General features: G+C 46.6%; 9 protein-coding genes. All 9 read left to right on the top strand.

Annotated features, from left to right (window positions below; translation table 11 throughout):
- Positions 1 to 8 precede the first annotated feature (8 nt).
- The 9 genes from BLS64_RS02560 to BLS64_RS02520 all read left to right on the top strand — a co-directional run bounded on the left by BLS64_RS02560 (position 9) and on the right by BLS64_RS02520 (position 15,048).
- Complete coding sequence (locus BLS64_RS02560; protein WP_093111406.1) at positions 9 to 1,814, top strand: family 43 glycosylhydrolase; 1,806 nt, start codon at positions 9 to 11, stop codon at positions 1,812 to 1,814.
- Between the two features lie 37 nt (positions 1,815 to 1,851).
- Entirely contained in the window at positions 1,852 to 4,125 is a 2,274-nt protein-coding gene (gene bglX / locus BLS64_RS02555) for a beta-glucosidase BglX (protein ID WP_093112273.1), read from the top strand.
- Positions 4,126 to 4,214: 89 nt separating this feature from the next.
- Positions 4,215 to 5,846, top strand: a complete 1,632-nt coding sequence (locus BLS64_RS02550; RefSeq protein ID WP_093111404.1) for a sulfatase-like hydrolase/transferase — start codon at positions 4,215 to 4,217, stop codon at positions 5,844 to 5,846.
- A 21-nt stretch (positions 5,847 to 5,867) separates the two neighbouring features.
- A complete protein-coding gene (locus BLS64_RS02545; protein WP_093111402.1) occupies positions 5,868 to 7,664 on the top strand; it encodes a family 43 glycosylhydrolase in 1,797 nt (598 codons plus the stop codon).
- A gap of 16 nt (positions 7,665 to 7,680) precedes the next feature.
- Positions 7,681 to 8,874, top strand: coding sequence for a CehA/McbA family metallohydrolase domain-containing protein (locus BLS64_RS02540; protein WP_093111400.1), 1,194 nt, complete (start codon positions 7,681 to 7,683; stop codon positions 8,872 to 8,874).
- Between the two features lie 9 nt (positions 8,875 to 8,883).
- Positions 8,884 to 11,472 (top strand): glycoside hydrolase family 2 TIM barrel-domain containing protein, encoded by a 2,589-nt coding sequence (locus BLS64_RS02535; RefSeq protein ID WP_093111398.1) that lies wholly within the window; start codon positions 8,884 to 8,886, stop codon positions 11,470 to 11,472.
- A 9-nt stretch (positions 11,473 to 11,481) separates the two neighbouring features.
- The gene (locus BLS64_RS02530) at positions 11,482 to 12,381 is read left to right on the top strand and encodes an alpha/beta hydrolase (protein WP_093111396.1); all 900 of its coding nucleotides are present in this window, start codon (positions 11,482 to 11,484) and stop codon (positions 12,379 to 12,381) included.
- Positions 12,378 to 13,481: a formylglycine-generating enzyme family protein gene (locus tag BLS64_RS02525; RefSeq protein ID WP_093111394.1), complete on the top strand. Its 1,104-nt coding sequence runs from the start codon at positions 12,378 to 12,380 to the stop codon at positions 13,479 to 13,481. Before BLS64_RS02530 ends, BLS64_RS02525 begins: the two co-directional genes overlap by 4 nt.
- A gap of 163 nt (positions 13,482 to 13,644) precedes the next feature.
- Entirely contained in the window at positions 13,645 to 15,048 is a 1,404-nt protein-coding gene (locus BLS64_RS02520) for a sugar porter family MFS transporter (RefSeq protein ID WP_093111392.1), read from the top strand.
- Positions 15,049 to 15,238 lie beyond the last annotated feature (190 nt).

Raw genomic sequence — 15,238 nt, 5'->3', positions numbered from 1 at the left:
AAAAAGAAATGAAGATCTTTAAAAATATAATTGCTACAGCTGCTTTCTTAACCGCCGCAATGCTTCATTCGCAGGAAGTGGTGCCGGAAACCTATATCAATCCGCTGGATATCGACTATACCTACATGGTGTATAATTCGGCTAACAATATTTCATATCGTTCTGGAGCCGATCCAGCAGTGATCGAGTACCGTGGGGAATACTATATGTTCGTTACCCGTTCTTTTGGGTACTGGCATTCCAAAGATCTGGTCAACTGGGAATTCATCAAGCCAAAACAATGGTTCTTTGAAGGTTCCAACGCGCCAACCGCATTCAATTACAAAGATTCCCTGGTTTATTTTGCCGGGGATCCTGCGGGCTACGGCAGCATACTTTACACCGATGACCCTAAAAGCGGTGAATGGACCCCGACAGCTTCCATATCCAACAACATCCAGGATTCTGAATTGTTCATTGATGATGACGGAAAAACCTATCTGTACTGGGGCTCATCGAATTTACATCCTCTTCGTGTGAAAATGCTGGATAAGGACGACCGATTTCTTGAAACCGGCGTACAAAAAGAGCTTATAAACCTGGTGGAGGAAGAGCACGGCTGGGAACGTTTTGGAGAAAACAACTTCCATCCAACCCTCAAGGAAGGCTATATGGAAGGTGCTTCCATGACCAAACATGATGGTAAGTACTATTTACAGTATGCTGCTCCGGGAACACAGTTCAACGTTTATGCAGATGCCGCTTATATTGGTGAAACTCCGCTCGGCCCATTTAAATACATGAAAAACAATCCCTACAGTTTCAAGCCTGGAGGTTTTACCAATGGAGCCGGCCACGGGATCACGGTGAAACAAACCAACGGACAATACTGGCATTTTGCCACAATGGCCCTGGCTTCCAACTCTCACTGGGAACGTCGTCTTGCAATGTTCCCCACTTACTTTGATGATGAAGGATTGATGTATACGAATACCAGCTATGGGGACTATCCCTTGCATAGTCCGGCCCATCCTACGAAAGCCGGCCAGCATACCGGTTGGATGCTGCTTTCCTATAAAGGCAGGACCACGGTTTCCTCTTCTAAAATGCAGATAAGCAAAAGTACTTCTACCGACGGGCAATTCGACATTACAGAGATGCCGCTGAAAAAGAACAGTGAAGGAGAGATCATTTCAGAGGTCCTGACAGACGAAAGCCCCAAATCCTTCTGGGTGGCTGAGGCCAATGACGACAAACAGTGGGTGGAGATCGAAATGCTTGCTCCAGGAAATATCTATGCCCTTCAGATCAATTTCCATGATGAGGAATCAGGTATTTACACAAGAACCGAAGGACTGAAACACAGGTTCACCATTGAAGTTTCTGAAAATGGCAAAGACTGGAAAACGATCGTGGATAGAAGCAATAGTTTTGAAGATTCCCCAAATGCCTATCTCACCCTTAATAAACCTGTAAAGGCAAAATATGTTCGGTACAACAACGTAAAGGTTCCCGGAAAGAATTTTGCACTATCTGAGATAAGAGTTTTCGGAAAAGGCCTTGGAAAGAAACCTGCAAAAGTGAAAGGCTTTAAGATAGAGCGCCAGGATGATCGAAGAGATGCAGCCTTTAAGTGGGAGCCGGTTAAAGGTGCCCAGGGTTATAATATCCGCTGGGGGATCGCACCAGATAAATTATACCAGTCCTGGTTGATCTATGATAAAAACGAGCATTTTATGCGCAACCTGGATAAAGGTACAACGTACTACTTCAGTATCGAAGCATTTAATGAGAACGGGATCTCAGAAAGAACTGAGGTTCAGGAAGTAAAATAATATAATAGGAATTACCAATTTTTTAAAGAATATGAAGATGAGAAAATTTAAACTGTCAGTTGCTCTCCTGCTCTTTACCGGGCTTTCGGGCCTCCAGGCACAGGAAAAGATCCCGCAGGTGGAAGAACTGCTTGAGAAAATGACGCTTGAAGAGAAGATAGGTCAGTTGAACCTGCTTACCCCGGGTGGCGGAATAGCTACAGGTTCTGTGGTTAGTGAAGATGTGGAAGCCAAGATCAAGGCAGGAAATGTGGGAGGAGTATTTGGTGTCTCCAGCCCTGAAAGGGTACGACAGGCGCAGGAATTAGCCGTTAAAAACTCCCGCTTGGGAATACCGCTTTTAATTGGATCAGATATCATTCATGGATATAAGACCACTTATCCCATCCCGCTGGGACTTTCTTCCAGCTGGGACCTGGAATTGATCAAGGAAGGAGCTGAAATGGCAGCGAAAGAAGCTACCGCCGATGGGATAAACTGGAACTTTTCACCTATGGTGGATATCGCCAGGGATCCAAGATGGGGCCGAATAGCAGAAGGAGCGGGTGAAGATCCTTACCTGGGGTCCCAGATCGCGAAAGCAATGGTAGAGGGTTATCAGGGCGAAGACATGTCCCTTCCGCACACCATGATGGCAACGGTGAAGCACATGGCTTTATATGGCGCTCCAGAAGCCGGAAGGGATTACAACACGGTTGATATGAGCCGCCTTAAAATGTTCAATGAATACCTTCCTCCCTACAAAGCTGCGGTAGACGCAGGTGTTGGGAGTGTAATGACCTCATTTAATGATATTGACGGAATTCCTGCCACTGGGAATAAGTGGTTACTTACCGATCTGCTTCGTGAAAGATGGGGTTTTGACGGATTTGTTGTTTCAGACTATACTTCGGTAAATGAAATGATCGCTCACGGGTTGGGTGACCTGCAGGCAGTTTCAGCGTTGGCGATCAATGCAGGACTGGATATGGATATGGTAGGGGAAGGTTTTTTGACCACCCTGAAAAAATCTGTAGAAGAAGGACTGGTTTCCGAAGAGCAGATCACTAAAGCAGCGAGAAGGATCCTTGAAGCCAAGCATAAGATCGGCCTGCTGGATGATCCTTACCTGTATTCAGATGAAAGCAGACCTGAAAAAGATATCCTGACAGAAGAGAACAGACAATTGGCGAGAAAAGCCGCGACCAGATCTTTCGTCCTGCTGAAAAAGCATAATAATACCCTGCCGCTGTTTAAGAATGCGAAGATCGCATTGGTTGGACCATTGGCCAACAATAAGAACAACATGCTGGGAACCTGGGCTCCAACCGGGAATCCGCAGTTGTCTGTTCCAATTCTGGAAGGGCTTAAAAATGTAGCTCCGAACGCAAATATCACATATGCGAAAGGGGCAAATATTTCAAATGACACCAGTTTTGCCAAAAAAGTAAATGTGTTCGGGCAAAGAATTCAGATCGCTGAGGAGTCTCCCGAGGCCCTACTAAAGGAGGCTCTTGATCTGGCTAAAAGTTCTGATGTTGTCGTTGCCGTAGTTGGAGAAGCTACCGAGATGAGCGGGGAAGCGGCCAGCCGCACCGATATCACCATTCCCGACAGCCAGAAAAAACTTATCAATGAGCTGGTAAAAACAGGGAAGCCTGTGGTACTTGTTCTAATGAGCGGAAGACCTCTTGATATTTCCGAAGAAATGGCCCTACCGGTGAGCATTCTTCAGATATGGCATCCCGGGGTGGAAGCCGGAAATGCCGTAGGTGACGTGTTATTTGGAAATTACAATCCTTCAGGAAAACTGACCAACAGCTGGCCAAGAAGCGTAGGCCAGATCCCGATCCATTACAGAATGAAAACTACCGGAAGACCGGGACCGGAATCAGGCGATTTCCAGAAGTTCAAGACCAACTACCTGGATTCTCCTAACAGCCCGTTACTCCCATTCGGTTATGGATTAAGCTATACCACCTTTGAATACAGCGATGTAAAGGCAAACGCAGAAAAACTGGGTACTGATGGTTCTATCGAACTCAGCGCGACCGTTACCAATACCGGAGATTTCGATGGGGAGGAGGTCGTGCAGCTTTATATTCGCGATGTAGTGAGATCTGTCACTCCTCCCGGAAAAGAGCTTAAAGGTTTCCAGAAGATCGCTCTTAAAAAGGGGGAATCTAAAACAGTGACCTTTACGATCACTCCCGAAGACCTGAAGTTCTACAATTATAACATCGAGTTTGTAAATGAACCGGGAGAGTATGAGTTTTTCATTGGTGGAAGCTCAGACAACAAAATGGCCGGATCATTTGAATTGACCCAATAAAATATGATGATCTCCTCCCTATAAAGCTATGATCCTGACCGCTTTTTTAAGTACTCAGGATCATTGGCTTTTAATTAATACCTGTTATCATGAAAAGTTTTCCTATTTCCCTGATCGCTCTTATATGGCTTTCGGTTTTCTCTGTCCATGCACAGGAATCAAAGACTGCGCCTGAAGCCCCTAACGTGATTTTCATCCTTGCCGATGATGTCGGCTATGCCGACCTTGGCATTGACGGTGGCACTGTGCCTACTCCCAACATCGACAAACTGGCAAAACAGGGAATGCGCTTTACCGATGCCCATGCGCCGGCAGCCCTCTGTGCCCCTTCCCGCTTTAGCTTATTGACGGGAAGTTATCCCTACAGAAATGGCCGCCCGGGTGGTTCGTGGGATGTGAATAACAGCTCGGGTTTCAGCCTTAACGGCGACAGGACTAAAGCCGGAAGGCATATTACTGTAGGTGAGATCCTGCAAAATGCAGGCTATAAGACCGCTTTCTTCGGAAAAATGCATTTAGGCGGAAATGTTTATAATTCCGAAGGAGAAGTCATCAGGGAAAAAGATAAGCTCAACACTATGGACTACAGTCGCGGAGTTGATGACGCTTTAAATGAACACGGTTTTGATTACTGGCTGGGACTTCTTAGCGGAATCCAGCATGAACCCTACGCATATTTCGAAAATGGAAAATTTGTTCCTGTTGATCCCAGAAAACCGGCAGATAACTCCAGCACCCGCCTCCTGAAAAACGGATTTTACAGGGTAAGTGACAACGGACTTTCTGAGATCGTGGAAGCCGGCAAGGTTCCCGCCCGGGGAGATGTGGATTATGACTCCAGTCAGGCCGGGATCATTTTTACCAACGGAGCTGTGAATTTTATTGATCAGCACCTTCAGAACAATAAGGAAACCGGAAAAGAGCAGCCTTTCTTACTATATTTCGCTTCTCAGGCAATTCACGTGCCTCATACTCCGCCATTCGACTTTGACGGCGATGCGTCGACCATAGATGAGCAGGTGATGGGTAAGACCGGGGCGGTAACTTCAGATGTGCTGTATGAACTCGACCTGCAGGTTGGAAAGATTCTGAACAAACTTGAGGAAGAAGGTATTGCCGATAATACCCTGATCTTCTTCACAAGCGACAATGGCGCCCTTTGGCCTCACATTACCCATTACGGCGACCCTTCTCATGATAACAACGGTCCTCTTCGTGATTATAAGGCTTCGGTTTATGAAGGTGGGCACCGCGTACCTTTTATTGCGAAATGGGGAGATGGCACCGATGCCGGCTCGGTCATCAAACCCGGATCGGTTTCAGATCAGTTGATCGTGGGCCACGACTGGGTAGCCACCATGTATGAGATCACCGGGCAGAACATGGAGGAGGATCAGGCAAAAGACAGCGCTTCCCTCCTGCCCATTCTTACCGGAAAACAAGCCGAGAACGAACCTTTGCACGAGTTCATCCTTTACCAGGCTGGTTTTGCCTATGAAGGCGCTATCAGGGAAGGAGATCTTGTCCTGGTAGTAGACAGGAATGAAGAAGCCACCGAATTGTATGATTTTTCAAATGACCTCGCGCAGGAACACAACCTGATCGACCAACCGGAATATCAGGAAACCGTTTCCAGGCTTCACAAGAAATTCCTGAAGTACAACGATCATAATAATGACTCCATAGACCCACGTACCACCAAGGCTTTTAAAGTACGGTAAACCAAAAAAGGATTTCAAAAAATGAAAAACATCAGTCTTTTTCTTCTTTTTATACTGGTCTATTTCCCCGGAAGAGGTCAAAACACCCCTGGTGAAAGGGATTTTCTAACCTACTGCAATCCCATAGATATAGATTACACCTATGTGGCCCATAACTCCTATACCGGAGTTTCCTATCGGGCAGGAGCCGACCCGGCGGTGATCAACTTCAAAGGAAAATTTTTCATGTTCGTTACCCGCTCCTACGGCTACTGGGTTTCAGATGATATGAGCAACTGGGAATTCATCACGCCTCAAAACTGGTATTTCAACGGCAGTAACGCCCCTGCCGCTGCTGTTCACGGGGATAAGATCATAGTAGCCGGCGATCCCTCCGGAAGAATGGCCATTATTAGCACCGATACGCCCGAAGTTGGAGACTGGAAAACTTCCTATAGCGTACTCCCGATCAGCATTCAGGATCCTGCACTTTTCGTTGATGATGACGGAAAAGTTTTTTTGTACGAGGAGTCTTCCAATAAACATCCGCTTTATGGGGTAGAACTTGACCCGGACAATAATTATCTCCCAAAAGGGGAGGAAACAGCCCTTATTCAGCTCGATCCGGAAGCACATGGTTGGGAACGCTTTGGGCAGGACCATTCCTCAGAAATGGCACCTTATCTGGAAGGCCCATGGATGACCAAACACAATGGCACCTATTACCTGCAGTATGGCGCTCCTGGCACAGAATTCAATGTTTATGCCGATGGGGTTTATACCGGTGACAATCCGTTGGGACCTTTTGAGTATGCTCCTTACAATCCCGTTTCCTATAAACCCGGAGGTTTTGTCACAGGTGCCGGCCATGGAAGTACAGTTCAGGATAACAATGGAAACTATTGGCATTTTGCGACCATGCCTATCGCCGTGAATTACAAATTTGAACGCAGAATAGGACTCTTTCCTGCAGGATTTGAAAACAATGGCCAAATGTATGTCAATACCGCATACGGGGATTATCCACATTATTTACCCACTGCTGAAGTAAAGGAACACAAAAATCGCTTTACAGGCTGGATGCTGCTTTCTTATGGCAAAAAGGTCACTGCCAATTCGGTTTTAGACAAAAAAGTGGAGCAAAAAGTAATTGGACCAGGGATGAAATCAATGGTCCGAGAAAACACCGGTTATGATCCTGCGAACATGGTGGATGAGAATATCAGCAGTTTTTGGGTGGCAAAGACCAACGATAGATCAGTAGAAGCCAGCATCGACCTTGGGGAAACCATGAAAATTCATGCCCTGCAGGTGAACTTCCACGAATTCAATGCAGAGATCTTCGGAAGACAGCCAGGAATTAAGCATCAGTTCATAATTGAAGCTTCTGAAAATGGAAAAAAATGGGATGTTATTGCAGACTATTCCGAAAATCAGAAGGACCAGCCCCACGCCTATATTGCGTTCGAAACTCCAACCGACGCGCGATATGTGCGGTACAGGAACATCAGTACTCCTAATGAATATCTTGCCATTTCCGGTTTTCGGATCTTCGGAAAAGGCTACGGAAAGGCACCTGAGGCTCCCGAAAATTTTCAAGTTCATAGGCAGGAAGATCGCCGAAACGCTGATCTGAAATGGGATCCCGTCAAAGGAGCTACCGGCTATGTGATCTACTGGGGAATTGAAGAAGATAAGCTCAACAATTCTGTCCTGATCTATGGAGAGCCGGAATATAATTTGCGGGCCTTAAATATTGATCAGGCGTACTATTCCCAGGTGGAAGCCTTTAACGAAAACGGAATTTCCCAAAGGACCAAGATCCAGAAAGTTCAATAAAAAATTTTTCCTACTTATGAAAACCTGTTCCCTTCAAAAAATAAAATTCGTGATATGTGTGCTTCTGCTTACGAGCACTCTTCAGGCCCAGCAGAAATGGTACAAAGGCAACCTCCACACCCATTCCTACTGGAGTGACGGCGATGAGTTTCCCGAGATGATCATGGACTGGTATAAGAATAACGGCTATGATTTCGTGGCACTATCAGACCACAACATCATTGCCGAAGGGGAAAAATGGAAAAAGATCAGAAAAGACAGTCTTTACCAGGCAGCTTTTCAGCAGTACCTGAAAAAATATGGCGAAGACTGGGTGAACTACAGGACAGATTCCGCAGGTACACATGTTCAATTGAAGACTTTGGAGGAATTCCGGCCGCTCTTTGAAAAAGAGGAAGAATTCATGATCTTCAGGGCCGAGGAGGTCACTTCTTACCTGGAGGGCAAGGCAGTGCACATGGGCGCGATCAACGTTCAGGAGGTCATCGAACCTCAAAAAGGGAATACTATCGTGGAGCTCATTCAGAACAACCTCGACGCCATCATGGCGCAGGAAAAGAAAAGCGGAGAGCCGATCTTACAACACCTCAATCACCCTAATTTCACCTATGCCATTTCTGCCGAAGATATCATCCAGGTAGACGGGGAACGGTTTTTCGAGGTTTTCAACGGTCACCCGTACGTGAACAACTACGGCGACAGCATTCACAGCAGTACCGAAGAAATGTGGGACCGCGTCAATATCGCTTACCTCCAGATGGGAAAACCCGTCATGTACGGCCTGGCCACAGATGACAGTCACCACTACCACAAATTCGGGTCGAAGTTCAGCAATGCCGGCCGCGGCTGGGTGGTAGTGAAAGCCGATATTCTCCACCCGCACTCGCTCATTAGAAGTATGGAAGCCGGTAAATTCTATTCTTCCACCGGCGTGGAAATGGAAAAGGTCTCCTTCAGCGATAACAGGCTGGACCTAAAGATCAAGGCTGAAAAAGGCATCGAGTACACTATACAATTCATCACCGCCAAAGAAAATGAACCTAAGACCAGCATAGTGAAAACGGTAACCGGGACAGAAGCCTCTTATCAACTTCAGGAGGATGAATTATTCGTAAGAGCGAAGATCCTCTCCACCAAGCCCAAGAAGAACCCTTACCGCAAAGGCGATGTAGAAGTGGCGTGGATCCAGCCGTATGTTTACCAGAAATAAGAAACAGTCATGAAAAAATCGTTGTTTTTCCTCTTTATATGCCTAAGTCTAACGGCTCACAGCCAGCGCAACATCCAAAGCCTGAATTCGGCCTGGAAATTTGCTACGGAACAGGAACCTGAAAAAACTGAGATCGTCAATATTCCCCACACCTGGAATGCCGAAGACGCCTTCAGGGACGGGAAGGAATATTTCCGCGGAAAAGGTATTTATGAAAAGACGCTTTTTGCCCCTGAAGAATGGAACGAAAAAAGGATGTTTCTGAAATTCGAAGGCAGTAACCAAGTCACCACTGTTTTTGTTAACGATCAGCAGATCGGGGAGCACCGGGGTGGCTATACCGGGTTTGTTTTTGATATTTCTGAAGCCCTGATACCGGGCAAGGAAAACAAGATCAGGATCGAGGTTGATAACAGCCACAATCTGGATATTCCCCCTCTTGACGCCGACTTCAACTTTTACGGCGGAATTTACCGTGACCTTTGGCTGGTCACCACTCCCAAAGTGCATTTTGAAATGGCCAATGAAGCTGCCGGAAATATTTTGATCAAAACCCCCGAAGTTTCCGAAGAATCCGGGAACCTGGAGGTCGAGGCCAAAGTGGTCAATAGCAGTGCCGGAAAGAAAAATACAGAGGTTAAAATTGACATTTTTGACCCTACAGATAAGCTTATAAAGACGTTGCGGAAGGAATTTAACCTGAAAGCCGGAGAAATAAAAAAGGTGAATTTCAGTCACACCGTCAATACCCCTGAATTGTGGTCTCCCTCCTCCCCTGTTCTTTACAGGGTGGAAGCTTCGGTTTCAGCTGCAGATTCAGAAAATGACATTATTGACTCCCGTTTCGGTTTCCGTTGGTTTGAAGCCGATCCCGAAAAAGGCTTTTTCCTCAATGGAAAACCGCTGAAGCTAATCGGCGCCAACCGCCACCAGGACTTCGAAAACCTGGGTAATGCATTACCAGGTGAACTCCATCTCCGTGATTACGAAATGATCAAAGAAATGGGCGCCAACTTCATTCGTACCGCTCACTATCCTCAAGACCCTGAAGTTTATAAGGTCTGTGATGAGCTCGGTTTGCTGGTCTGGTCAGAGATCCCGGTGATCAATGACGTAACCGATTCCGAGGCCTATCACGAAGTGTCCAAACAAATGCAGCGCGAACAGATCCTGCAGTTCTTCAACCATCCCTCGGTCGTCATGTGGGGCTACATGAACGAGATCTTCATCAGGCTGGTCTTCAACAACAAGCTGACCGAGGAGGAAAAAAGGGAAAAGATCCGTACCTCAGTGGAGCTGGCCAAAAAACTGGAAAAACAGACCAAAGAGCTCGATCCTTACAGGCTGAGCGTGATGGCCCTCCACGAAAATGAAATTTACAATACCTCAAAGATCGCAGACATTCCCGATGTTATTGGCTGGAACCTGTACATGGGTTGGTATGGCCCCGGACTTGAAAACTTCGGAAAATTTCTCGATGAGCAGCACGAGCGCTATCCGGATAGGCCGCTGTTCATTTCAGAGTACGGACCCGGTGCAGACATACGCAATCAGACCTCTGATCCCAAACCCTGGGATTATTCCGAAGCATACCAGTTGAAGCTGCACCGCAGCTACATAAGGCAGGTGCTGGAACGCGATTTCGTGCTTGGAATGGCCGCCTGGAATTTTGCTGATTTCGGTTCCTCCTTTCGGCAGGACGCCATGCCGTACATCAACCAGAAGGGTCTGCTGAACATGGACCGCACAAAAAAGGATATTTACTATTACTACCAGGCAAGACTGCTTGAAGAACCTGTACTCTATCTCGCCGGAAAGAATTTCTCGGAAAGATTTCCGAAAGACGCTTCGGAAAAACTGCAGTTCACCGTATTTTCAAATGCTGCTGAAGTGACTCTGAATTTTAATGGAAAGCAGTATACTTCCGAAGTTGAAAAAGGAATTGCCCTTTTTGAGATCTCCCTTCCCGAAGGCACTCACCAGCTCACGGCAACAGCAGAAGATCTGTCCCACTCCAGAGATTTTACGATCAGGTACCGCAGAAATTTACTTTCTGAACTGGATAAGAATGACCTGCTCATCAATGTGGGCACGCACGTGCAGTATCACGATCCGGTGACCAAAGAAGTATGGATCGCCGACCAGGAATACCGGGAAGGCGGTTTTGGCTATGTAGGCGGGAAAATTTACCAGAAATCCAAAGATAAGTTCCAGGGCACGGCTTCAGACATTCAGGGTACAGAGAATGATCCGTTGTTCCAGACCATGCGTGAGGGCATAGAAGCTTATAAATTTGATGTCGAAAAAGGGAAATACAAAGTCACTCTTTTATTTGCTGAGCCTGAATATTCCGCATCTGAAGAGAACATCTACAACCTTTCGGAAGTCTCAGAAGAAAAAGCCGCTACGCTGAGAAGTTTTGACATCAGCATCAATGGCGAAAAAGTGAAAAAAGACCTGAACCTAGCACGGGATTTTGGCCGCATCAGGGCCGCGGAGATCTCCTTTATCACCAGGACTGAAAAAGGCCTCGAAGTGAGCTTTTCCTCAAATCTTGGAAAATCCTTACTTTCCGCCATCAAACTTGAAAAACTTTAAACCTTGGGCATGAAAAAATTCGTTTCCCTATTGCTTTTGCTCATTTCCGGTTTGGCTGTAACCGCGCAGGAAAAGTATGTGGACAGCCTTTATTCAGTTCAAGAACCGAAAACGGTGGTCTACGCTACAAAAGCGGGAGAAGAATTAGTGATCGACCTGTACCGGCCGAAAAATGCAGGTGAAAGCACTCCCCTGATCATTTTCATGCACGGCGGTGGCTTTTCAGGGGGTAGTCCGAAGAACCCACAGGAAGTGAAGTTCGCGAAGATCGCCACTGCAAGGGGCTATTCAGTAGGGCTGATCTCTTACCGGCTTACCCGGAAAGGCGAGTCTTTCGGCTGTGATTTTGAAGCTGAAGGCAAGATAGAAACCTTCAGGGCCGCGGCCGAAGATTTCATGGATTCCGCCGGATTCATGCATAAGAATGCCGAAAAATTCGGCATTGACAAAGAAAAGATCATCGTGGGCGGCAGCAGTGCCGGCGCTGAAGCCGTGCTCAACGCGGTTTATAATCCTGATCTCATGTTCAAGGATGCCGAAAAGTATTCCGATCTGAAGTTTTCCGCAGTGATCTCCCTTGCCGGTGCCCTGGTTGACGTGCGGTATTTAACCGAAGAAAATGCCGTTCCCGGAATCTTTTTCCATGGCACTGATGATAACCTGGTGCCCTACGCAACCGCACCACATCATTATTGCGAGAACAATAAACCGGGATATCTCATTTTAGACGGTTCCAAAACGATAGTCGAAAAACTGGAAGAGCTGGATACCTCTTTTTTGTTCTACACCTTTAAGGATGCCCGGCACGAGATCTCGGGAATGCCTTTTGATCACCTGCCGCAGGTGTTCGAATTTCTGAAAAAGGTGGTTTTTAACAAGAATACCGTGCAGTCAAAAATAATATTATGAAGACCTCTCTAAAATACCTTTTTATAACCTCATTTTTCCTGATCTTTTCCTGCAAGGAGGAACAAAAAATTTCCTCTCCCCCTGCTCCGGAAGTTCTAACCGAAAAACCCGAAGGCGTCGAAACCCCTGAAGGGATGGTGTGGATCCCCGGCGGGAAGTTCATGCAGGGCGCGGTAGAAAAGGATAGCATGGCGATGAACCACGAGAAACCGGCACATCCTGTACAGGTAGATGGCTTTTTCATGGATGAAACCGAGGTAACCAACGTTGAATTTAAAAAGTTCGTTGATGCTACCGGCTACGTGACAGTGGCCGAAAGAGAGATAAGCTGGGAAGAGATCAAAAAACAGGTGCCTCCCGGTACTCCAAAACCACCTGATTCCCTGTTGCAACCGGGATCGCTGGTGTTCAAGAAACCCGGACAAAAAGTGGCTAACCTCTATGACTTTTCACAATGGTGGGAATGGAAGATCGGTGCCAACTGGAAACACCCCCAGGGACCGGGAAGTTCTATAGAAGGAAAAATGGATCATCCCGTGGTGCATGTTGCTTTTGAAGATGCCCAGGCCTATGCAGAATGGGCAGGACGACGACTGCCTACCGAAGCCGAGTGGGAATACGCCGCGAGAGCAGGAAAGGAAGGTGAAGTTTACTTTTGGGGAAGCGACGCTGCAAAGCTCAGTGACATGGCGAATACCTGGAACGGGGAATTCCCGACTGAGAATCTCCTTTCAGACGGATTTGAAGGCGCAGCCCCGGTGAAAACTTTCCCGCCAAATGATTTCGGCCTTTATGATATGGCCGGGAATGTATGGGAGTTCACAACAGACTGGTACAATGTCAATTACTACAAGCAGTCAAAAGACACAGGCCTGCAAATAAACCCGCAGGGGGCAGAGAGGCCTTATAATCAGCATAATCCACAGGTACCCGAAAAGGTCATTAAAGGAGGATCCTTTTTATGCCATGAATCCTATTGTTCCAGTTTCAGGATCTCGGCCAGGATGCAGACCAGCTTAGATTCTTCACATGAACACCTGGGGTTCAGAACTGTGGTAAGCGCTGAAAAACTTAAAAACCAAATGAATCCTGAAAAATGACGGCAATCACACAACATGTCACAACTTATTTCCACTTTTGCAATGGCAAATTTCACTGGTAGACCCAGTTTGATCTGCCAATAAAATTTTCAATATCGACAGCTCAACATTCTTAATATTTTCCTAAAACATATTACCTTACGCCAAATAATGAAGACCTATCATGAAAAATAAATCTTACCTCTTTCTAATCACAATAGTATCTGCTCTTGGCGGACTCCTTTTTGGGTATGACACCGGTGTAATCAACGGTTCCCAATATTATTTCAGTCAGTATTTTGACCTGGACGCAGGCATGAAAGGCTGGGTTGTGGGAAGTGCCCTAATAGGCTGTTTTTTTGGAGCCATCCTTGCCGGGCCATTGAGCAACTGGTTGGGAAGAAAATATTCGCTTATCATTTCCGCCCTCCTGTTCTCGATTTCTGCCTGGGGCTCGGGGTTACCGGAATTCCTGCCGCAGTCGGTTTCGCTGCTGGTGGTCTTCAGGATCATTGGCGGACTAGGGATCGGGATCGCATCCATGAACGCGCCAACCTACATTGCCGAGATCGCTCCTGCAAAGATCAGGGGAACCCTGGTAACTTATTACCAGCTGGCCATTGTTATAGGTTTCTTCGTGGTGTTCCTTGCCACCTACTTTATTGGAAGTTCGGCCACCGAAGCCGAAAATATTGAACGAGGCTGGAGATTGATGCTCTGGTCTGAACTTATACCCAGTTTGAGTTTCCTTATCCTGTTGTTCTTTGTTCCAAAGAGTCCGCGCTGGCTGGCACTACATGGCGCAAAAGAAGAAGCTTTGAGGGTGCTCAACCGCATTCACGGAAATGAGATGGCGGCGGTAGAGTTCAGGGAGATCGAAAATTCCATCCAAAGAGAAGAAAGAAAGGTAAAGCTCAGCGTTTTTGCCAAAGGAGTTTTCTCCATAGTGGTAATTGGTACGGTACTTTCTGCCCTCCAACAGTTCACCGGGATCAACGCGGTACTTTATTACGGGGCCGATATCTTTGAACAGGCCTTAGGCTTTGGGCAGGAGGATGTATTGGAGCAGCAGGTATTGCTTGCGGCGGTAAACCTCATCTTCACTTTTGTAGCCATGGCGACCGTAGATAAATTCGGAAGAAAGCCTTTGATCTACATAGGTTCTGTGGGAATGATGACCGGATTTATCATTCTTGGCATCACCCTGATGACCGGAAACGTAGGCATTCTTTCCCTTATCGGAGTTTTATTGTTCATCGCTTCCTTCGCCATGTCAATGGGGCCGGTAGTTTGGGTAGTACTTTCTGAAATGTTCCCTAACTCCATTAGAAGTGTGGCCATGTCTATAGCCGTAGCGGCGCAATGGGCAGCTAATTACCTGGTAACGCAACTGTTCCCAATGGTGGCCGAAAGTGAGATGAATAACAATGAGTTCTGGAGCGGGTCTCTCCCCTATTTCATTTTCTCCGGATTCATCCTTATCATCATCATCTTCACCATGAAATACATTCCGGAGACCAAAGGTAAATCCCTGGAAGAACTGGAAGATATGTGGAACATTCCTGAAGAGGCAAAAGAAACGACCTAATAAAATTTCAGGCTTAAAATAAAACAGGCTTTCGATGTTCGAAAGCCTGTTTTATTTGGCACCAAGTGGTTCTTAAAAGAAGTAATTTCCTTCGAAAATAATAGACTTTCAGGAGCAATTTTGTTCTTCCCGTAAATTTATTGTAACAAATCAAGGGGCAAGAAGACAGATTCTTAGTAGATTACATACT

It is taken from the genome of Salinimicrobium catena (assembly GCF_900102915.1).
GTDB classification, from domain to species: Bacteria; Bacteroidota; Bacteroidia; order Flavobacteriales; family Flavobacteriaceae; genus Salinimicrobium; species Salinimicrobium catena.
Note: the sequence above shows the minus strand (reverse complement) of the source record. Positions and strands in the feature narration are given on the sequence as shown.

What these genes read in the sequence shown, in the direction of transcription:
- BLS64_RS02560 (WP_093111406.1), top strand. Translation starts at nt 9, where the DNA reads ATGAAGATCTTTAAAAATATAATTGCTACAGCTGCTTTCTTAACCGCC.
- bglX (WP_093112273.1), top strand. Translation starts at nt 1,852, where the DNA reads ATGAGAAAATTTAAACTGTCAGTTGCTCTCCTGCTCTTTACCGGGCTT.
- BLS64_RS02550 (WP_093111404.1), top strand. Translation starts at nt 4,215, where the DNA reads ATGAAAAGTTTTCCTATTTCCCTGATCGCTCTTATATGGCTTTCGGTT.
- BLS64_RS02545 (WP_093111402.1), top strand. Translation starts at nt 5,868, where the DNA reads ATGAAAAACATCAGTCTTTTTCTTCTTTTTATACTGGTCTATTTCCCC.
- BLS64_RS02540 (WP_093111400.1), top strand. Translation starts at nt 7,681, where the DNA reads ATGAAAACCTGTTCCCTTCAAAAAATAAAATTCGTGATATGTGTGCTT.
- BLS64_RS02535 (WP_093111398.1), top strand. Translation starts at nt 8,884, where the DNA reads ATGAAAAAATCGTTGTTTTTCCTCTTTATATGCCTAAGTCTAACGGCT.
- BLS64_RS02530 (WP_093111396.1), top strand. Translation starts at nt 11,482, where the DNA reads ATGAAAAAATTCGTTTCCCTATTGCTTTTGCTCATTTCCGGTTTGGCT.
- BLS64_RS02525 (WP_093111394.1), top strand. Translation starts at nt 12,378, where the DNA reads ATGAAGACCTCTCTAAAATACCTTTTTATAACCTCATTTTTCCTGATC.
- BLS64_RS02520 (WP_093111392.1), top strand. Translation starts at nt 13,645, where the DNA reads ATGAAAAATAAATCTTACCTCTTTCTAATCACAATAGTATCTGCTCTT.